The organism is Acinetobacter sp. ABJ-A23_2 (genome assembly GCF_044538765.1).
Taxonomy (GTDB): domain Bacteria; phylum Pseudomonadota; class Gammaproteobacteria; order Pseudomonadales; family Moraxellaceae; genus Acinetobacter; species Acinetobacter nosocomialis_A.
Genome location: NZ_JBIUCP010000032.1, coordinates 14,413 through 34,419, shown reverse-complemented (window position 1 = coordinate 34,419; position 20,007 = coordinate 14,413). Strand labels below are relative to the sequence as shown.

The following is a 20,007-nucleotide window of genomic DNA, read 5'->3' as shown; positions in this document are numbered from 1 at the left end:
GTGCGCGCATTATCTTAGCTTCTTAACCGCGCGTCAAGAAAAATTTTCAATAAAATGAGGTGAAGTGAGCCTATAAGCCGGGTTCTGTCGAGGATGGTCATTCCTCTAGGCGTACAATCACTCATACGCTCAAGCGACCTACCCGAATCCAGTACGGGCCGCACCTAGGATTCCTATTTGGTCTTGCTTCTGGTGGGGTTTGCCATGCCGTGAACTGTTACCAGACACGCGGTGCGCTCTTACCGCACCCTTTCACCCTTACCTCACGAATGAGGCGGTCTACTCTCTGCTGCACTTTCCGTCGGCTTTCACCGCCCAGGCGTTACCTGGCACCCTGCCCTATGAAGCCCGGACTTTCCTCTCCTGCTTCAGTCACGAAGACCTCCACAGCAGCGACCATCCAGCTCACTTCAGGGGCGCATATTAACAAATTTATTGACTAATTGCTTGTGCTTTTTTGAGCAATTAATCTTTTATATTTGTCTAATAGCTGTTCTTCCGTTTCCTCATGCTGCGGATCTTTAGGAATACAGTCTACTGGACAAAATAATTGACATTGTGGCTGATCATGGTGACCAACGCACTCTGTACATAAATCTGGATGAATTTCATAAATCACTTCACCCATAAAAATAGCTTCATTTGGGCAAACTGGTTCACAAACATCACAGTTTATGCACTCATCGGTGATATATAACGACACTTTACCAACCTTGTTGATGTTTACGTTCAAAAGCTTCAACCACAGCTTGCGGAACAAACTTGGTTACATCACCTTTTAAGCGTGCAATTTCTCGAATCAATGTCGAAGAAATAAAAGAATACTGTTCGGAAGGTGTTAAAAACACCGCTTCAAAATGTGGGTCCAACTGGCGATTCATATTAGCCAATTGAAACTCATATTCAAAATCAGATACTGCTCTTAAACCACGAAGTACTGCTGTAGCCTTTTGCTCTTTGAAAAAATTAACCAATAAACCATCAAAACCTACAAACTCAACATTTGATAGATGGCCTAATGATGATTGTGCCAGTGCAACTCTTTCTTCTAGACTGAACAAAGGGTTCTTATGATGTCCAATTGCAATAGCTACTACGACCTCATCAAACATTCTTGATGCTCTAGTAACTAAATCAACGTGCCCATTTGTAATAGGGTCAAATGTTCCAGGATAAATTACACGCGTTTTAGACATCCGCTAGTACTCTAATTGTATTGTGCGCCTATTTTAGCAAAAGTTATACATGAGGCGAAATATTGATATGTGGGAAAAAACTTCACCTTGGCATCAGTTTACGGCACAATAGGGACAATTGTGGAAGTTTGAATTATGGCGAAAGCAACAGTAGTTAAAAAACATAATGGCGGAACCATCGCACAAAATAAACGTGCCCGTCATGATTATTTTATCGAAGAAAAATTTGAAGCTGGCATGTCTTTACTCGGCTGGGAAGTAAAGTCTTTACGTGCTGGTCGTATGAGTTTGACAGAAAGTTATGTCATTTTTAAAAACGGTGAAGCATTCTTATTTGGTGCACAAATTCAACCGCTCCTTTCTGCATCTACACATATCGTGCCGGAAGCTACACGTACACGTAAATTATTATTATCTCGCCGTGAACTTGAAAAGCTAACAGGTTCAGTAAACCAAAAAGGTTATTCATGCGTTCCATTAGCATGTTACTGGAAAGGTCATCTGGTTAAACTTGAAATTGCGCTTGTGAAAGGTAAACAGCTTCATGACAAACGTGCGACTGAAAAAGATCGTGACTGGCAACGTGATAAAGCTCGTATATTTCATAAATAATAAAAAAACCTTTAAAGCTCGCTTTAAAGGTTTTTTTATTTCATCTTAAATTTAGCAAAATTTTAAACTACCATGACAGTTTGGTGCAAAAGTCTGGTTTTTAAGTTGTAAGTCTTTTAATGGAAAATTTACGATAGTATTGGGTAATTTCACTTCTCCCACCGCTAAATCTTCGCCAAATAAACAGTTAAGTACATTACACCTTACTGGATTTGCTGTTAAATAATTACTAATTGGGTCAACTACCTGCTTTAAAACATCATTGGTAATTTCAATTTGCTTACTTGGCGTAACGTTTCCAATATCAATTTCATCATCAAAAGCCATCCACCATCCTCTCTCAGCTGCTGCATCTGCACCTGGCCAGAATATTTTTTGTGCTTGTAAAGAAAGAGAGAATGGATTATTTAACTCAATTTTATGAATAAATCCTAAATTTTGATCAACCGTAAGAGCTGCTCTTAACCCTGTAATACTACCCGTTACATTTTTTTGTAAATTTAGTAGCCCTAATGCCGCATTGATCGATGCTTTCAAATCTCCAGAAAAGTTAAGTTGATCAATATTTGCAATACCATTGAGCATGACATTATTCATTCTTGAACCAGATATGACTTGTCCATTGATTACTATAGGCGCAGTAGTCTGTTGTAATTGTAAATTATAATCAGATGAGTTAAATCCTAGAGGCAAGCATACTAAAAGACATGCATTAACAGTACCATCTATTGTCTTACCTGTATCTTGATAAGACATATTTCTAGCTGCAGTATATGCTAAGCCAGTTGTATCTTTAATTTTTAAATAACCACTTAAACTATTAATTCCATTTGGTGTTTCCGAGTTTTCAAGCCCAAGGGTCAATAATCCCATCACTTTTTCTGCACTTAAACGAAAACCTTTAATTTCTCTTAATGCTGCACTGTCTGGATTTTTAATCGCAAATTCAATAAATGGATTACTGAAAACAGCAGAAGAAGAAGCTCGGCCATCATTCGTATCACTTAAACCACTTAAACTTAAATTATCAATATCAATATCACACCCAGCTAAACCATTTACACCACCGCAACCCAACTGCAACTTATTAATATTGGCGTTTAATTCAAGATCAGCTTCTAAACCTAATTTATAAAAACCAATATTTTGTTGGGCCATAGAAGCATCTGTTTGTTTTGGATCGGTATAGGTAAATGAAAATAAAGCCTGCGCTTCGACTTTAGAAAGTTCTGTATCATTTAGTGGAATAAGATTCGCAGATTCTAAATTAGCATAGCTCAAAGTACTCCATGTTATACAAAGAGCTGTTAACAAATTTTTCATGATTATTCCGTTTTTTTATTTATTAGTATTTAGACATCATTGTCCAAATAGACCATTTGGTAAAAAATAATCAAAAAAGAACAAAAAAGACACAACTTTTTTGTAATTAAAATAAAATATAAAATTTATTTATTTTTAATCAAAAAGTTATTTCAACCCAATCGGTGAAGCAATCCAGCAATATACTCACCAAACCATTTTGCAGTATCTAAATCACCTTGTGGCGGTGTAATTTCAACAGGTGCATTATCTGACTGAGTCATTAAACCTAAACAGCTTGATAAACGGTTTAAATCAGTTTCGGTATGACCTGTTGTCATTAAAGGCAACCCTGACCACAGCATGCCATGCTGCATCGCAAAAATATTAATCTGCTGCAAAACTGCAAGTTTATCACCGCTCAAACCACCCGAATTAGCAAAACCTGCTGCTAACTTGCCTTGCCATAAACGATTTTTCCAACGTTTAGATGTACTATCCATAAACTTTTTAAAATCGGCAGTTACGCTTCCCATATACGTTGGCGAGCCAAAAATAATACCCTGTGAGGCATCTAAAACATCCCAGTCAATGTGCTCAATATTCATCACATGTACTTTAATACCCATCACCTCTGCACCAGCAGCAATAGCAGATGCTACCTTTGCGGTATGACCATAGGGGCTGTGATAGACAATAGAGAGATGTTTTTCAGGCAAAGACATAAGCTTAATTTTTTGAGCGATTTTTTGCATTTTATCATTTTATTAAAACTTGCTAAACCATGATCTATAAATATCAAAAACTAGCTTTTTAACGAATTATTTTAGTAAGTACTGAAAATACAAAAATAAAAAACTCTCTTATATCATTTTAAAATCTAAATAACATAAGAGAGTGACAACACAACAAACCTACTTCTAAAATGAAATACGATTTTTATAAATTAAATAAAAACAAAAGTTGCCATACGTCCCGTTTTAGCATCACGGCGATAAGAAAAATACTCTTCTTGCTGTTGATATGAGCATTGATCTCCGCCTAAAACTTGCTTAACACCAAGTCTTTGCAAAATAAAACGAGCAATCGCGTATAAATCTGCGTGAAATTTATTTGGAGCCGCCCCATCAATAAATGCAGTTTCCAATTCAGGATATTTATCACAAAAGGCTTTTTTTACTTCAGCTCCAATTTCAAAGCAGGGTTGACTGATTGCAGCTCCTAACCATGCCCATGTTGGTGGGCTTTGCATTGCAGCAACTGTATTTTCAATAATACCATCCGCCAAACCACGCCATCCTGCATGTAAGTTGGCAACTTCAGTGCCCTCAGCATTACCAAGGACTACAGGTAAACAATCGGCTGTCATCATCATTAATGCATGACCTTTAGTTTGAGTAACCAAGCCATCGCCGATTAAAGCATTAAAGGGAATTTGTTCATTTACCGTATGGCAAATCGTACTATGCGTTTGGGTCATCCACGTCATTTTCTTAACGCCAAACTGAGCAAACTCTTCTAGCAGCATCATTCGATGTTGCTGAACGCGACCAGCTTCATCTTTAACATGTAAAGCAAGATTAAAACCTGTTAATTCGGTTTGATCCGTTGGCAAAGCCAAAGGATGTTGAACACGTGTCTGCCCTACAAATACGCCTTGAGGTAAACCTTGAACAAATTCCATATACATGTCCTTAATATGCAGCGTTTTCTGAACGTAACACATTAACCAACTGAGTAAAATCTTCAGGCCATGGTGCTTCAAATAACATTTCTTCACCAGTACGCGGATGTTTTAAGCCCAACTTAGCTGCGTGCAATGCTTGGCGTTTAAAACCACGTAAAGTTTCAATCAGTAATTCAGATGCACCTGCAGGCACACGTACACGGTTCATATAAACCTGATCACCAATTAAGCCGTAGCCAATATAACTAAAATGCACACGAATCTGATGAGTTCGGCCTGTTTCTAGACGCGCTTGCACACGAGTAAAATCTTTAAAACGCTCTTTTACATTGTAGTGAGTCACCGCATCACGCCCGCCCGGCAAAATTGCCATTTTTACACGGTCAACTGGGTGGCGTTTAATTGGCTCATCAATCGTACCGCCAGCAATAATATTTCCATAAACAACTAAGTCATATACACGATAAACCGACTTATTTGCCAATTGTTTACTTAAAGAAAATTGCGCTTCTAACGTTTTAGCAACAACCAATAAACCGCTGGTGTCTTTATCGATACGATGCACTAAACCAGCACGAGAAAGTTCCGCCAATTTTGGAGAATGGTAAAGCAACGCATTTACTAAAGTTCCAGAAGTATTACCTGCTCCTGGATGTACTACCATCCCTACTGGTTTATTAATGACTAAAATATCGTCATCTTCATAAACAATGTTGAGTGGAATGTTTTCAGGTTGACTCGTCGTCTGAGCTTCAAGCTCAACTTCGAGTGTAAGCAGCTCTGTGCCTTCACAACGGTGCTTAGGTTTGACAATGTTACCATTCACCAACAGATGGCCATCCTTCAACCATTGCTTGAGCTTTTCACGCGAAAACTCACTCCACACCATAGCTGCAACTTGGTCGATGCGTTGCCCTAAGTAGCTTTCATCTAGCTGAACTTGCAACGATAAACGTGTTGCAGTTGTATCAGAAGTATGGTTATCTGCATCCTCAGAATCTTCAAGTAAATTGAAGTCGGTTTCAGAGAAGTTTGTGTTTGAAGATTGTGCTGAAGTCATTTGATCATTGAGATAAAAGTGGTTTAATAGCGCAATTGTAGCTCATTGCCCAACATAACAGAGGAGTTTTTATGTCGCTACCACGTTATAAAATTACGATGCTTGCCTTATCTCTAGGTGTAGCGTCTGCATTTGTGGGCTGTAGCAGCAATCCAAGTAAAAAAGAAGTGGTCGATACTGGACCTCAATCTAGCGAACAGGCATATTTTGAAAAGGCCCAAAAATCTCTTGATCGTGGTCAATATCTTGACGCTGCCAAATCTTTAGAGGCGATTGATACCTATTATCCAACTGGACAATACGCACAACAAGCACAACTTGAACTTCTCTATTCAAAATTTAAACAAAAAGATTATGAAGGGGCGATTGCTCTAGCTGAACGCTTTATTCGTTTAAATCCTCAGCATCCAAATGTAGATTATGCCTACTATGTACGTGGCGTATCTAATATGGAGATGAACTACGACAGCTTATTGCGTTACACGTCTTTGCAACAATCACACCGTGACATCAGTTATTTAAAACTTGCTTATCAAAACTTCGTTGATTTGATTCGTCGCTTCCCAAGTAGCCAATACTCTGTCGATGCAGCACAGCGTATGAAGTTTATTGGTCAAGAGCTTGCTGAAAGTGAAATGAATACGGCACGTTTTAACGTTAAGCGTAAAGCATGGGTTGCAGCGGCTGAGCGTTCACAATGGGTAATTGAACACTATCCACAAACACCTCAAGTACCAGAAGCACTAGCAACTTTGGCATACAGCTATGACCAGTTGGGTGACAAGGCAACTTCACAACAATACATCGAAGTTTTAAAGCTTAATTATCCTAGTCTGGTTAATAAAAATGGCACAGTAAACATGCGTGCTGCCCGTAAAGAAGGCAACTGGATTAACCGCGCTACCTTGGGTATTCTCGGCCGTGAATCTAAGTCTACAACACCAGATACTACGACTACTGAAACAGAACCTAAACGTAGTCTACTTAACCGTGTAAGCTTTGGTTTAATTGGTAATTCTGGCAAAGAAGAAACTCAAGAAACAACAAAAGCACCTGTTGAGACTCCAAAAACTAAACGTAGTTGGACTAACCGTTTAAGCTTCGGTTTACTTGATAAACCAGAAAAAGCAGCAGAAGGTGCAACCACTGCACCTGCAGCATCTTCGTCTGAACCAGATGATGCTGCTCAATAAGCGATAACAGCTTAAAAATAACCAACAAACAGGCAAGTGATATCACTTGCCTGTTTGTTTTTATAAAATAGTAAAATATTTATCGGGCATATCTCGGTTCATCATGTCAGAATAATCTGACCTATCGCATCATTAGTTTAAACACGGTTATCTGAATTATGGCAATTCCACAGCATACGATTGATCAGATTCTAGATCGGACAGATATTGTCGATCTGATTGGTCAACGTGTGAAATTGAAAAAGACCGGACGAACATATTCTGGTTGTTGCCCTTTTCATCAAGAGAAAACCCCCTCTTTCCATGTTTATCGCGATAAACAGTACTATCACTGCTTCGGTTGTCAGGCAAACGGAAATGCTATCCGCTTCTTAATGGATATTGATAACCGAAATTTTATCGATGTAATGAAAGAGTTATCGAGTAATGCGGGTATCGAATTACCCAAAGATAATACTGATAATAAAAAACTGTCTTATACCCGCCAAGTTACTAAGCCACCCGTTCCACAAAAAACGGTTGTAGAACCAAGTACCCAAGCACCTATAGATGATCAGTACAATACGCTTGAACCAGTATATTTTGATGATCCATTTGCACAGTTTGAACAGCCATTTAGTTTTGATGAACCTGTACAAGAAGGTAATTTATATGACCTTCTCGAAAATGTTGCTCAGTTTTATGAACATCAATTACCAACAAGTCAGAAAGCTAAAAATTACTTCAAACAGCGTGGTTTAACTGACCAGACGATTCAATTCTGGCGTTTAGGGTATGCTCCAGAAGACTGGCAACATTTAGAAAAAGCTTTCCCTTACGACATTGATGGTTTAAAACAACTTGGACTCATCCGTTCAAGTGACAGTGGTCGTGACTTTGACCTTTTACGTGACCGTGTCATTTTTCCAATTCGAGACCCTAAGGGCCGTGTAGTTGGCTTTGGTGGTCGTGCACTCAATGACGAAATTAAACCTAAGTACATTAACTCGCCAGACTCGGAAGTTTTCCATAAAAACCAATTACTTTATGGCCTCTATGAAGGTCGAAAATTAAAGTCTAATGACTGGTTAATGGTTGAAGGATATATGGATGTCATTGCTTTACAGCAATATGGCATTACAGGTGCTGTCGCGACTTTGGGAACGGCGAGTAATACTGAACACCTTAATATTTTATTTAAGCAAAATAATCGAATTACCATTGCCTTTGATGGCGATATCGCAGGTCAAAAAGCAGCACGTCGAACTTTAGAAATAGCATTACCTCTCTTAAATGATGGCCGTGAGCTTAAGTTCTTTGTATTGCCAAATGACCACGACCCAGACTCCCTAATCCGACGTGAAGGTCTCGAAAACTTCCAAAGGCTGTTAGATCAAGCTCCCCTGCTCTCTGATTTTGTTTTTGCCCATCTTACGGGTCAACATGACATTAGTACACCTGAAGGCAAAAGTCTTGTCATGGGTGAGTTAAGGGAACTCACCGAATTATTGCCAAAACAAGGTTCCTTCCGTTATCTATTAACCCAATCTTTCCGTGAAAAATTAGGTTTAGGTAAGCGTTTTACCCCACAAGTTAGTCACGATGCATCGTTATCCTTTAATATTCAAACGAAAGATGAAGACTTTGCTGTGGCAATTTTGATGCACCATCCATTTCTTTATATTCATTTTGAAGGATTACGTGCCTATATTCCGCAAGATGAATTATTGGCTAAAATATTAGCAATTTTAAACCGTATATTTGATGAGTTGCCTGATGACCAAGAGCTAGCGACTTATTATGTTTTAGGTGCGTGCAGCAGTTATTGCCATGAAATTGCAGATATTATGCAAAGAACCAATATTCAGGCATTAACTCAAGCGCCTGAAGTGGCCGATAAACTCGCTAAAGAATATGCGTTAGGCTTACAAGAAAGATATTTACGTCAAAAACTGAAATCTAAAATTTCATTAGTTGAGTCAAGAAACTTAAGGCAACAACTCAATGAGCTCACCAAACAAATCAGTTTAAGACTACTGTCTTAACGTTTTGGTTTTCGCTCATGATCAAATACATCCTGTAAATGCTGTTGTAGCCATTCGAAATGATCAGGGTTTTCTGCTTTAGCAGCTTCACGTAGCAACATAGATGTTGGATGCATTAACTTTTGTGTCAAACGATGGGCTAACTGCTGTAGAACTTGCTCTGGATCTCCACCGTGATGCAAAGCTTCTAACGCATGAGCAAGCTCGTGTTGACTAATTTCTTCACTATGTTGGCGATAAGCATGAATGGTGCTACCCGCTTCTTTGACTTTTTGATGTGTGATCAGTTGAGTGGCTAACTGATTCACCATCACTTCCGCTTCAACAGCTGCTTGACGACGTTGAGCCAAGTTTTCATCAATTACACTTTGTAGATCATCTACACCGTATAAATACACCCCATCAAGTGATTCCACTTTAGGGTCAATATCACGCGGTACAGCCAAATCAACCATCAACATTTGTTGATAACGGCGTTTTTTTAATGCACTTTTGACATCTGCATATGCAATAACTTGATGCAAACTCCCCGTACAGCTTGAAACAACATCAGCACGATATAAATTTTCTGATAACGCTGAAAAATCAATAATCTCAACTTCAACACGATGGGCAATTTCTTGTGCTAACTGATCAGCACGCTCACGGCTACGGTTACAGATAATAATCTTGGCCACACCCATTTCCGCTAAGTGTTTGGCAACCAGACTGTTCATTTCACCTGCTGCAACCACCATCACTGTGAGTCTTTCAGGTTTACTAAAAACCTGTAAAGCCAATTGTGCAACCGCATAACCCATTGAAACCGCATGGCTACCTACAGCTGTTTCTGAACGCACACGCTTAGCCGCATAAAAAGCATACTCAAATACACTATTTAATTCAGGAGAAACCGTTTGCGCCTCTTTAGACAATGCTAGAGCACTTTTCACCTGCCCTAAAATTTGAGGCTCACCCAACATGAGTGAATCCAAACCACTTGCGACACGCATTAAATGTGTGATGGCTTGAGCATTTTCGTAACGATAAACATGATGAATTAACTGCTTTACATCAATATTATTGGCATCGGCTAACCATTTCAGAAGGCTTTCGGCATCTTCCGCCATGGCGTAGACTTCTGTACGGTTACAGGTTGAGACAACCACCAAGTCTTTTAAAGACTCGTGATAACGTTGCTCAGCAAGCAAAGTACTTAATCGCTCTGCATTGAAAGCAATTTGCTCGCGGAGTTCTACAGAAGCTGTTTGATGGTTGACACCCAATGCAAAGAAAGACATATCAGATCATCATTTCGCTAAATTTATGCTATTGTGCAACATCGGTGTCATAAAAAGCATTACTTTGGATCAATAAAAATTGCGTCAAATGAATAGCCGTATAAATTTTAACGGTGCTTCGATAAGACAGTATTCTACCACATTCTTATTGTTAGGTAGCATGTCCTCATATGTCTATGCACGTCCGTTGCAAGAGACCTATGCCGTGCATTCATTTGATCAGGCTCTACAACAGAGTATGGTCGCTGAATTTGCCTTAGCTTACGACGATATTCCTACAGCACTACACAATTACACCGTGCTTGCGATTAGAAGCAACTCAACAACAATTAAGCAGCGCGCCTTAGACGTTGCACTTGAATATAACGACTTACAAGCTGCACTGAATATTGCAACACATTGGGTGGTTCAAGAGCCTAAAGACGTCCCTGCTTTGTTTTATTTATCGCATATTGCGTTAAAAACACATGAATATCAGCTTGCTGCCGAAACTTTAGATAAAATTTTAAAAATTGATCCAACTGCCGATCTTGAACAAATTTTGGCAAGTATCGCACCTGAAAATGCACAAGATCGAGAAGTTTTATTAACTGCTTTACGTTCAAGTGCAGAGAAGGAAAATCCTTCTATTTTAGCGCTTATCGCGAACCTAGAAGCACAAAATGGGCAATTAGAACCTGCTTTAAATACCATTAACCGTGCACTACGCCGTCGCCCTAAAGTAACCAGCTTTATCTTGATGAAAGCAAACCTATTGATTGCCCTAAGTGATCAAGAAGGCGCTTTAAAATGGTATGCAAAATCCAGTCGTAAATATAAGAAAAATCTAGATATTCGATTAGCTGAAGTACGTTATCTCATTCAGATTAATCAGCCTCAGCTTGCTCTTGAAAAATTAGAAAAAATTATTGAAAGTAATCCTCGTGCAGAAGAGGCGCTGTTCATTGCAGGTTTAACCAGTATTGACCTTAAGCAATATGATAAAGCTGAACAATATTTGGTTGATTTACGCAACTCTGCAAAGTATCAAAATGAAGCGTATTACTACTTAGCCATTAATGCTGAACGGAAACAGCATTATGAAACCGCCAAAGCCTATTACCGTTTAGTAGATGGTAGTCTCTATATTGTTTCAAGGCGTAATTTGATTGCAATCTATGATAAACAAGAAAATTTACACGATGCTTTACGGTTTTTAACTCAAGAGCGAGTTAATTATCCGCAGCATGCAAGTTTTCTCTATCAGGCTCAAGCCGAAATTTTAAAGAAAATGGGCAATAAAAAGGCTGCTTTAAATTTATTAGATGAAGCAATCAAAAATTTACCAGATGACCCAGAACTCATCTATGCAGAAGTCTTATTATTAGACCCTTATACTGACCGCGATAAACTCGATAAAACACTCAAGCAATTATTGCAGTTAGAACCCAATAGCCCGACCTATCTGAATGCTTATGCGTATACGCTGGCTTTGCAAAACCGCAGGTTAAAAGAAGCACGACAATATGCTGAACAAGCATTGGAATATGCACCAGAACAAGCTTCCATTTTGGATACGCTAGGTTATATCGCATTTTTACAAAATGATTATGAGGGCGCAGCAGAAGCTTTAGGCAAAGCTTATGAGCTTAGTCATAACATAAATATTGGGATTCGTTACGCTAAGGCACTGTATATGCAAGGATCATTAACTGAATTTAGTGCTGTGTTACAACAACTGAAACAAAAACACGCGAATGATCCACAATTACACCAGCTTGATGCGTTAATTTTACCTACATCTGCAAAAAAGAGTTAAATTTATGAGCAAACTTGCCCAACTGTGCACAGCGATCTGTGGATCAAGTGTGTTATTTTTAACCGGTTGTCAGCATTTTACTCAGCCTAAACCCGCAGTTACCCACCAAGTGCAAGACGAAAAACACTTCAATTTGCAAGGTAAAATTGGCGTACGCACTCCGCAACAAAGTGGTAGTGCCTTCTTCACATGGGTTCAACAGCAAGATAATTTCGATATCGAGTTAAGTGGCATTTTAGGTGTTGGAAAAACACAAATTCAGGGAAAACCGGGTGAAGTCACTTTAAACAGTGCTAAAACTGGCGTTATTACAGCGGCATCCCCTGAAGAACTTTTAGAACGTGCTACTGGTTGGCAAGCGCCGATTACTCATTTAACCAGTTGGATTTTAGCAAAGCCAGCAACTTTAAATGCCCAAATTAGCAAAGATAATGCAAATCGTGTGAGCCAACTCATCGAAGATGGCTGGACGGTTAATTTTAGTTATGATGGCGAACAAACTTTGCCAAATAAATTGGTTTTAAAGCAACCTCTTGCTGAAGATAAAGAAAACCGTATTACAATGGTTATCCAAAACCGTTAAACCTAACTTTATAAATCTATGATTCGAGTTCCTTCCCCAGCCAAGCTCAACCTGTTTTTACATATAACGGGACGTCGTGAAAATGGTTACCATGAACTACAGACCATTTTTCAACTCATTGATTTATATGACTGGATGACTTTTTATCCTATTGAGAAAGATGAAATCCAAATTGAAGGTTTAGGTGAGGTTCAACTTGAGCAGAACCTAATTTATCGGGCTGCTCAAATACTAAAACCGCATGCAAAAAAGCTCTGTGGTCTACACATCAAAATTGAAAAAAATATTCCAATGGGTGCAGGTCTAGGCGGAGGTTCTTCGAACGCTGCCACAACACTTATCGTTTTAAATCAATTATGGGAATGTGGCCTGACTCAGGCAGAGCTTGCAGACTATGGTGTAAAACTTGGTGCCGATGTTCCTATTTTTATTTATGGTAAAAATGCATGGGCTGAAGGTATTGGTGAACATTTAACATTCATAGACTTAGATCAAAAACAGTTCATTATTTTAAAACCTGATTGTTTTATCAGCACTCAATTGCTTTTTTCACAAAAAACATTGACAAGAGACACTAAGACCACTAAATTTTGCGCCTATCAGTTAGAACCTTCTAATTTTGGAAATAACTTTGAGCCTTTGGCTAGAAAGTTATATCCCGAAGTTGAAGAAGCGATGCAATATCTTGATCAATTTGGTCATGCAAAGCTTACAGGTACAGGTGCTTGTGTTTTCACTGAAGTAACCGATGAAATGAATGTTGATGACATTCTTAAACATGCACCATGTAAAGCTTACTTGGTACATAGTTTAAAAGAATCTCCTTTACACCATTTTAAAGTTGCAAGTTAGGGGCGTCGCCAAGTGGTAAGGCAGCGGGTTTTGATCTCGCCATCCGTTGGTTCGAATCCAGCCGCCCCTGCCAATTTCACCTGTAATGATGATTATATTAGGGGCGTCGCCAAGTGGTAAGGCAGCGGGTTTTGATCTCGCCATCCGTTGGTTCGAATCCAGCCGCCCCTGCCATCATATATATCATCGAATTTAGGGGCGTCGCCAAGTGGTAAGGCACCGGGTTTTGATCTCGGCATCCGTTGGTTCGAATCCAGCCGCCCCTGCCATTCTCTTATTTTAAAGACAGACTTAATTGCCTTGCTTTTTGTTGATTATTCTTGACATTGCATTGCAAAAATATTAAAGTTCTGCCGCATTAGGGGCGTCGCCAAGTGGTAAGGCACCGGGTTTTGATCTCGGCATCCGTTGGTTCGAATCCAGCCGCCCCTGCCATCTATTTCATTACATACCAACCGCCAAGGGTGCTTCATGCCCAATCTTGTCGTTTTTAGTGGAAATGCTCATCCACAGTTCGCTCAAAAAGTCGTAAGTCACTTACATATCCCTCTAGGTGCTGCATCAGTCGGTCACTTTTCTGATGGAGAAATTTCAGTAGAAATTACTGAAAATGTTCGTGGTAAAGACGTATTTATCGTTCAGCCTACTTGTGCGCCTACCAATGATAACCTTATGGAAATCTTGGTAATGGCAGATGCTTTGCGTCGTGCAAGTGCTGGTCGTATTACCGCTGTTATTCCTTATTTTGGTTATGCTCGCCAAGACCGTCGTCCACGTTCTGCACGTGTGCCGATTACAGCTAAAGTTGTTGCAGACATGCTTACCACTGTTGGTATTGACCGTGTCGTAATGATTGACTTACATGCTGACCAAATCCAAGGTTTCTTCGATATTCCAGTCGACAACATCTACGGTACTCCTGCTTTGCTTGCTGACTTACGTCAACAACAACATGATAACCTTATGGTGGTTTCTCCTGACGTTGGTGGTGTAGTACGTGCACGTGCTGTTGCCAAACAGATGGGTGACATCGATTTAGCAATCATCGACAAACGTCGTCAAAAAGCCAATGAGTCGCAAGTTATGCACTTGATTGGTGATGTAAAAGATCGTGATTGCGTTATTGTAGATGACATGGTTGATACAGCCGGTACATTGTGTAAAGCAGCTGATGCACTTAAGCAATTTGGTGCACGTCGTGTTGTTGCTTATGCAACTCACCCTGTACTTTCAGGTAAAGCAATTGAGAACTTACGCAACTCAGTCATTGATGAGTTAGTTGTAACTGATACAATTCCTCTTTCTGAAGAAGCATTGACTTTGGGCAAAATCCGTCAAGTTTCTGTTGCTAGCATGGTTGCTGAAACGATTCGTCGTATTAATAACGAAGAGTCTATCAGCGCGATGTTCGATAGTTTATAATATTGCAGCTTTTTCTTAACCCTGGCTTTGGCTGGGGTTTTCTAACACTAAACTGGTCGCAAGTTTAGTTTATTTAATCTTTAATGAGGATTTATCTCATGGCAAACTTCGTATTCAACGCTCAAGCGCGTGCTGAAGACAAACAAGGGAAAGGTGCGAGCCGCCGCCTTCGTCGCGAATCTTTAGTTCCAGCTATCATCTACGGTGGTAACGCTGAGCCTGTAACTGTTACTTTAGAACTTCGTGAGCTTGTAAAAGCTTTAGAAAACAATGCTTTCTTTGAAGAAGTTGTAGAAATCAAAGTGGGCGACAAAGTTGAAAACGTTAAAATCCAAGCGTTACAACGTCACCCATCTAAAAACACTCCTATGCACGCTGACTTCAAACGCGCATAAGTGTTTAAAGGCGTAAATTAGTGTCAAATATTTCGCTAATTGTTGGTTTGGGCAATCCTGGTTCAGAATATGCCCAAACCCGCCATAATGCAGGCTTCTGGTTCGTTGAACAGCTTGCAGATAAATATGGCATTACATTAAAAAATGATCCAAAATTTCACGGAATCAGTGGTCGTGGTAATATAGAAGGACACGATGTTCGCTTACTTCTACCAACGACTTACATGAATCGTTCCGGACAAAGTGTTGTTCCTTTCTCAAAATTCTATCAAATTGCTCCAGAAGCAATTCTGATTGCTCATGATGAACTTGATATGAACCCTGGTGTAATTCGTCTCAAAACAGGCGGTGGACACGGCGGTCATAACGGTTTACGTGATATTGTCCCACATATTGGTCCAAATTTTCATCGTTTACGAATTGGTATCGGACATCCAGGTTCAAAAGAAAGAGTTTCTGGGCATGTACTCGGAAAAGCACCAAGTAGTGAACAAAGCCTGATGGATGGAGCAATTGATCACGCTCTTTCTAAAGTAAAGCTACTTGTTCAAGGACAAGTATCACAGGCCATGAACCAAATTAATGCGTATAAACCAGCTTAAATTGTTGAACAATCAAGCTTGCTATCTTGCTTTTTTAGGAGCAAAATGCGCATCAGCCACCTTGCCCGAATGGCAAAGACAAAAGATTTCACTATAAGATCTTCTTAGGTCTACTCAGGAGACGCTAGCCATGCTATCTCGTTTATTAAAATGCAAAATTCACCGTGCAGTTGTAACCCATGCTGAACTTCACTATGAAGGTTCTTGTGCAATTGATGGCGTATTGATGGATTTAGCTGGTATTCGTGAATACGAAGAAATCCACGTTTGGAACGTAACTAATGGCAAGCGCTTCACAACTTACGCGATTCGTGGTGAAGAAAACTCTGGCATTATTTCAGTAAACGGTGGTGCTGCTCACCAAGCAGATGTAGGCGATTTAGTTATTATTGCTACATTTGGTGATTTCACAGAAGTTGAAGCAAATGCTCATAAACCACGTTTGGTATATGCAAACCCAGATAATACAGTCAACCACACAGCGAATTGCATTCCTGTACAAGTTGCTTGATTAAAGATTTAAAAATGAAAAAGCCCGTAAATACGGGCTTTTTTTATAAGACTTTACAAATTCCTAGCAGTCCCCTTCCACCAGCTTCGCTGCTGCTTACAGTTTAAAGGCTGTAGTTCTTCTCCTCTTAAATTAAATAAAGTCGCCTCGCCTTTTGTATTTACCTTAAATTCAGCATACTTTGCTTTTTCATAGCATTGAGCTAGACCTTCGGCAAATAAAAAACTTCGAGAAGCTGGATATAAAGCCTGCAAACGATTTTCAGGATTTTTTAAAATTAAACTTTGCCCAGCAAATGAATTGTGAGTATCTAAAATTGTACGAACTACTCGATTTTGTGAATCCAAAATAACTTTTGCTGGAATATTGGCATGATTAAGAATCACTTGATCTAAAGCTTCACCTTCGCTTCCTGAAAGTGCTTTAAGAGATTGTAAATTTAATTCATACGCCAGCGCCATGTAGTCCCCTTGTAATATGGAGCGAGGATCAACTGGCTTAAGCTTAATAAAAATACTTTTACTCTGATGCAGGCGCCATTCATTTTTCACAACCAAACCTGCAAAAACTAATACAGTAACTATTGCAAGAATAAGAGAGAAATACTTTTTCATTACTTTTCTCCCTCAATACAATTGTTCTTAGCTTCTTGTAGGAGCAACCTATATAAGGCCAACAATATCATTCCGGACACCAAGATTGATGCACTTTTAGCTAGAAAACTTAATTGCAAACTGTAATAAAGTTGCCAAAGCACAATAGCGAACACAAGGAGCGTGATACCATAAACAATGTGATCTTTATTTTTTAAAGCCCATGTCAAAATTACAAATAGAATGAATACTTCAAAATAGCCGAGTGCAATAAGTACTATGGCAAAAATTAAAAAAGCAAAAAAAGTTATAGCGTGAAGTTGCCTATAGAGATAGAAAAAACTAAAGCACAATAACCATAGACTTGGTAAAACATAGAAAAACCATGATGACTGATCAGCCGAATCAAGCAATGCTAACCCTATAAAATTATCAAAGAATGAGTTCACCAAAATCACAGCAAGTACGCATAAAAAGATACTCCGCTCATACGATATAGCTGCTTTACTCCCTATAAATAGTACTAAGCTAAAAATTAAATAGTTAAGTAAAGTTAAATTGAAATAAGTTTGAGTCGAATGTACTGACCACAATGAATGGTCTAGTTGCAGTATGTAGATAAATCCTATGCTATAAGTTGCCAGCATTTGAATTAAAATAAAGAACCAATGAGGCTTAAGAAAATAACTGATATATAGAATAAAAATCTGGGCAATCAATACCCATAGAATTTGATTCGTCTCTGAACCAAGATGGAATAAAAAAGCAGTCTGCCCACTCACAAATAAACAATATGCAAATTGCCGAATGAAATAGCTTTGAGATTTTGTTAATAAAGTTATAGCTATAGCAACAAAGATGATGCCAATAACTAAAGAAATAGTCTCCCAAAACACCAGCGTAAAAGCTGCAAGTGCTAAGCCAGCAAGCCAAGCACCAATTGCTAAAGGAATGACATAAAAACGGCTTTGGCGAAAAATTCTTATTAAGAAATAACTAATGAGTGCAAACCAAGTAAAAATAATGCCAGCAATCAATAAAAAAATGAACTCATTAGAGTCTTTAAATAAATGATTAATACCATCTATAAGCCATATTGTTGCGGTTACACCGAGAACAGCAGCCATTAAACTGGCACATAGCTGATCATTCTTTTTAAAGAAATAATAGAAAGCAATAACGCCTAGAAAGAAAGCCGAGATCAAATACGGTAAATTTTTATTCGATAAAAATTGGATCATTCCTATTATTGAAATGACAGCGAACCAAGCAATAAAAATAAAACGTAAAGCCGTATATTTTTTTTGGCAGATCCAAAACTGCACAAGACTTAATAGATTTAGAGCAAAAAGATACAGGTAGGGAAACTTCTCTGCCCAAAAAGTCTGTCTAAAAAATAAAAAAAGTGTAAGTTGGCTTGAAATACAAACTAAAGCAAAAATACCGATATTAGGTCGATATAACCAAGGCAATAAAAGCAAAGTCCAAATCAAGAACAATAAATAAGTGTCTGCACCTGTTTGATAAACTTGCCCTATTACAGCCAGACTCAAACCGACCATCAAGCCACAAATGCTATGTAAGGTCTGCCGAACTCCCTCACTTAAGGTATCTTTTACGCTCACCCAAGCAGTGACAAGTAATATAACAGGTGAAATGATGAGTTGAATGCTATCAGGAAGCATCAACCAGTTAGCAGCAATTAAATAAAGAATACTGAGCGCCATAAATACATAACTAAAAATATGGAGATGCTGAATAAATAAAGTATTCCTAAAGGGATAATCGTCTCTAATCTGCATGAAAAACCTGTTTTATTTATAATTTTCTATAAAAAACATAGCATTCACTTTTAAAACCAACAAGTAAGCTCTTGTTAAAAAAACCTATTTCGATTTATGAAAATACTTATTCATAATGAGACTTAGCATTCTACAAAAGCATCTAGCCAATTTTGCCAAGCGCGCTATAATAAAACCCATCGCTTCAGGGCGGGGTGTAATTCCCCACCGGTGGTAAAGTTAATTTTATGAATAGATTAACAAGCCCACGAGCTTAAATTGTGTAATTTGAGCAGATTTGGTGAAACTCCAAAGCCGACGGTATAGTCCGGATGAAAGAAGACGACGAACTGGGATAAATCCGTTTTATTTCAGTGCCAGCCTGTTTTTACATCAGTCCTGAAATGTTCAACCGTATTTTTACGAGAGCGTTTCATTATGTCTAGCTTAATTCAACCAGAACTTTTTTTCTCAGCCCTCTCTCCTGCTGAGCAGCGTATTCAACAAGCATTAGAAGATATCCGTCAAGGCAAACCTGTCTTGGTTATGGATGACTTTGATCGTGAAAATGAAGCAGATTTAATCGTTGCAGCAGAAACGCTAACTGTTGAGACCATGGCACGTATGATTCGTGATGGCTCAGGTATTGTATGTTTATGCCTGACAGAAGAATTAGCAGATCATTTAGATCTTCCACCAATGGTTTCTCAAAACTCAAGTCAGTTTCATACTGCTTTTACAGTGACCATTGAAGCCGCTCAAGGCGTTACCACTGGTGTTTCTGCTAAAGACCGTGTAACAACCATTAAAACTGCTATTAAAGATGGTGCTGTTGCAAGCGACTTAAATCGTCCTGGTCACGTTTTCCCATTACGTGCACGTAATGGTGGCGTGCTTACTCGACGTGGTCATACTGAGGGAACAATTGATCTAGCAAGATTAGCCGGTCTAAAACCTGCTGGTGTGTTATGTGAATTGACTAATCCAGATGGTACTATGGCATCAGGCATTCAAGTTTTAGCATATGCACAAACTCATCACTTAACTGTGATTACGATTGAAGAACTTGTTCAATACCGTCAACAACACGGTATTTAAATAAAAAAGGTTTGGCTT

20 protein-coding genes, 4 tRNA genes, 1 other RNA gene and 1 riboswitch are annotated in these 20,007 nt (G+C 38.9%); of the genes, 15 read left to right on the top strand and 10 right to left on the bottom strand.

Annotated features, from left to right (window positions below):
• Nucleotides 1–57: 57 nt before the first annotated feature.
• The 3 genes from rnpB to coaD form a co-directional block, all read right to left on the bottom strand.
• An RNA gene (gene rnpB / locus ACH63V_RS12065) (RNase P RNA component class A) lies at nucleotides 58–412 on the bottom strand.
• A gap of 27 nt (nucleotides 413–439) precedes the next feature.
• Nucleotides 440–703 (bottom strand): YfhL family 4Fe-4S dicluster ferredoxin, encoded by a 264-nt coding sequence (locus ACH63V_RS12060; protein WP_004703368.1) that lies wholly within the window; start codon nucleotides 701–703, stop codon nucleotides 440–442.
• A 1-nt stretch (nucleotide 704) separates the two neighbouring features.
• Nucleotides 705–1,196 (bottom strand): pantetheine-phosphate adenylyltransferase, encoded by a 492-nt coding sequence (gene coaD / locus ACH63V_RS12055; RefSeq protein ID WP_000047853.1) that lies wholly within the window; start codon nucleotides 1,194–1,196, stop codon nucleotides 705–707.
• Nucleotides 1,197–1,331: 135 nt separating this feature from the next.
• Between coaD and smpB the strand changes: the two genes are divergently transcribed.
• Nucleotides 1,332–1,808 carry an SsrA-binding protein SmpB gene (gene smpB / locus ACH63V_RS12050; RefSeq protein ID WP_263613070.1) on the top strand — a complete coding sequence of 159 codons (477 nt, stop codon included), beginning with the start codon at nucleotides 1,332–1,334 and terminating at the stop codon, nucleotides 1,806–1,808.
• Nucleotides 1,809–1,859: 51 nt separating this feature from the next.
• Here the strand turns inward: smpB and ACH63V_RS12045 are convergent, their stop codons facing one another.
• The 4 genes from ACH63V_RS12045 to rluD form a co-directional block, all read right to left on the bottom strand.
• Entirely contained in the window at nucleotides 1,860–3,131 is a 1,272-nt protein-coding gene (locus ACH63V_RS12045; RefSeq protein WP_343570173.1) for a hypothetical protein, read from the bottom strand.
• A gap of 152 nt (nucleotides 3,132–3,283) precedes the next feature.
• Nucleotides 3,284–3,835, bottom strand: coding sequence for a flavodoxin family protein (locus ACH63V_RS12040; protein WP_263613068.1), 552 nt, complete (start codon nucleotides 3,833–3,835; stop codon nucleotides 3,284–3,286).
• A 221-nt stretch (nucleotides 3,836–4,056) separates the two neighbouring features.
• Nucleotides 4,057–4,794, bottom strand: coding sequence for a peptidoglycan editing factor PgeF (gene pgeF / locus ACH63V_RS12035; protein ID WP_396463611.1), 738 nt, complete (start codon nucleotides 4,792–4,794; stop codon nucleotides 4,057–4,059).
• 10 nt (nucleotides 4,795–4,804) lie between these two features.
• Nucleotides 4,805–5,857 carry a 23S rRNA pseudouridine(1911/1915/1917) synthase RluD gene (gene rluD, locus ACH63V_RS12030; RefSeq protein WP_311070476.1) on the bottom strand — a complete coding sequence of 351 codons (1,053 nt, stop codon included), beginning with the start codon at nucleotides 5,855–5,857 and terminating at the stop codon, nucleotides 4,805–4,807.
• A 71-nt stretch (nucleotides 5,858–5,928) separates the two neighbouring features.
• Here rluD and ACH63V_RS12025 point away from each other — a divergent pair, with 71 nt between their 5' ends.
• Both ACH63V_RS12025 and ACH63V_RS12020 read left to right on the top strand, forming a co-directional pair.
• Nucleotides 5,929–7,050, top strand: a complete 1,122-nt coding sequence (locus tag ACH63V_RS12025; RefSeq protein ID WP_343570179.1) for an outer membrane protein assembly factor BamD — start codon at nucleotides 5,929–5,931, stop codon at nucleotides 7,048–7,050.
• A gap of 158 nt (nucleotides 7,051–7,208) precedes the next feature.
• Nucleotides 7,209–9,074: a DNA primase gene (locus tag ACH63V_RS12020; RefSeq protein ID WP_396463610.1), complete on the top strand. Its 1,866-nt coding sequence runs from the start codon at nucleotides 7,209–7,211 to the stop codon at nucleotides 9,072–9,074.
• Here the strand turns inward: ACH63V_RS12020 and hemA are convergent.
• Nucleotides 9,071–10,354 (bottom strand): glutamyl-tRNA reductase, encoded by a 1,284-nt coding sequence (gene hemA, locus ACH63V_RS12015; protein WP_263613063.1) that lies wholly within the window; start codon nucleotides 10,352–10,354, stop codon nucleotides 9,071–9,073. The two genes, ACH63V_RS12020 and hemA, sit on opposite strands and share 4 nt — an antisense overlap.
• 88 nt (nucleotides 10,355–10,442) lie before the next feature.
• On the opposite strand from hemA, the gene ACH63V_RS12010 reads away from it, so the two are divergent.
• From ACH63V_RS12010 to panD, 11 genes are all read left to right on the top strand, one after another.
• Nucleotides 10,443–12,152, top strand: a complete 1,710-nt coding sequence (locus ACH63V_RS12010) for a tetratricopeptide repeat protein (RefSeq protein WP_263613062.1) — start codon at nucleotides 10,443–10,445, stop codon at nucleotides 12,150–12,152.
• Nucleotides 12,153–12,156: 4 nt separating this feature from the next.
• Nucleotides 12,157–12,735 carry a lipoprotein insertase outer membrane protein LolB gene (gene lolB / locus ACH63V_RS12005; RefSeq protein ID WP_304591776.1) on the top strand — a complete coding sequence of 193 codons (579 nt, stop codon included), beginning with the start codon at nucleotides 12,157–12,159 and terminating at the stop codon, nucleotides 12,733–12,735.
• Nucleotides 12,736–12,753: 18 nt separating this feature from the next.
• Nucleotides 12,754–13,587, top strand: a complete 834-nt coding sequence (gene ispE, locus ACH63V_RS12000) for a 4-(cytidine 5'-diphospho)-2-C-methyl-D-erythritol kinase (protein WP_311070480.1) — start codon at nucleotides 12,754–12,756, stop codon at nucleotides 13,585–13,587.
• Nucleotides 13,586–13,660 (top strand) — tRNA-Gln (locus ACH63V_RS11995). Before ispE ends, ACH63V_RS11995 begins: the two co-directional genes overlap by 2 nt.
• Before the next feature lie 26 nt (nucleotides 13,661–13,686).
• Nucleotides 13,687–13,761: transfer RNA gene (locus tag ACH63V_RS11990), tRNA-Gln, on the top strand.
• Nucleotides 13,762–13,781: 20 nt separating this feature from the next.
• A tRNA-Gln gene (locus ACH63V_RS11985) sits at nucleotides 13,782–13,856 on the top strand.
• Between the two features lie 91 nt (nucleotides 13,857–13,947).
• Nucleotides 13,948–14,022: transfer RNA gene (locus tag ACH63V_RS11980), tRNA-Gln, on the top strand.
• A 36-nt stretch (nucleotides 14,023–14,058) separates the two neighbouring features.
• A complete protein-coding gene (locus tag ACH63V_RS11975) occupies nucleotides 14,059–15,009 on the top strand; it encodes a ribose-phosphate pyrophosphokinase (RefSeq protein ID WP_002120445.1) in 951 nt (316 codons plus the stop codon).
• Between the two features lie 98 nt (nucleotides 15,010–15,107).
• The gene (gene rplY / locus ACH63V_RS11970) at nucleotides 15,108–15,404 is read left to right on the top strand and encodes a 50S ribosomal protein L25 (RefSeq protein ID WP_263613059.1); all 297 of its coding nucleotides are present in this window, start codon (nucleotides 15,108–15,110) and stop codon (nucleotides 15,402–15,404) included.
• 20 nt (nucleotides 15,405–15,424) lie between these two features.
• Nucleotides 15,425–16,006 (top strand): aminoacyl-tRNA hydrolase, encoded by a 582-nt coding sequence (gene pth / locus ACH63V_RS11965; protein ID WP_002050315.1) that lies wholly within the window; start codon nucleotides 15,425–15,427, stop codon nucleotides 16,004–16,006.
• Nucleotides 16,007–16,136: 130 nt separating this feature from the next.
• On the top strand, nucleotides 16,137–16,517 hold the full coding sequence (gene panD, locus ACH63V_RS11960) for an aspartate 1-decarboxylase (RefSeq protein WP_396463609.1): 381 nt from the start codon (nucleotides 16,137–16,139) through the stop codon (nucleotides 16,515–16,517).
• A 53-nt stretch (nucleotides 16,518–16,570) separates the two neighbouring features.
• Here the strand turns inward: panD and ACH63V_RS11955 are convergent, their stop codons facing one another.
• Both ACH63V_RS11955 and ACH63V_RS11950 read right to left on the bottom strand, forming a co-directional pair.
• On the bottom strand, nucleotides 16,571–17,131 hold the full coding sequence (locus ACH63V_RS11955) for a GDYXXLXY domain-containing protein (protein WP_396463608.1): 561 nt from the start codon (nucleotides 17,129–17,131) through the stop codon (nucleotides 16,571–16,573).
• Nucleotides 17,131–18,912, bottom strand: coding sequence for a DUF2157 domain-containing protein (locus ACH63V_RS11950; protein WP_396463607.1), 1,782 nt, complete (start codon nucleotides 18,910–18,912; stop codon nucleotides 17,131–17,133). Before ACH63V_RS11950 ends, ACH63V_RS11955 begins: the two co-directional genes overlap by 1 nt.
• A 177-nt stretch (nucleotides 18,913–19,089) precedes the next feature.
• Nucleotides 19,090–19,239, top strand: a riboswitch (FMN riboswitch).
• A 90-nt stretch (nucleotides 19,240–19,329) separates the two neighbouring features.
• Between ACH63V_RS11950 and ribB the strand changes: the two genes are divergently transcribed.
• A complete protein-coding gene (gene ribB, locus ACH63V_RS11945) occupies nucleotides 19,330–19,989 on the top strand; it encodes a 3,4-dihydroxy-2-butanone-4-phosphate synthase (protein ID WP_004710300.1) in 660 nt (219 codons plus the stop codon).
• Nucleotides 19,990–20,007: the final 18 nt, after the last annotated feature.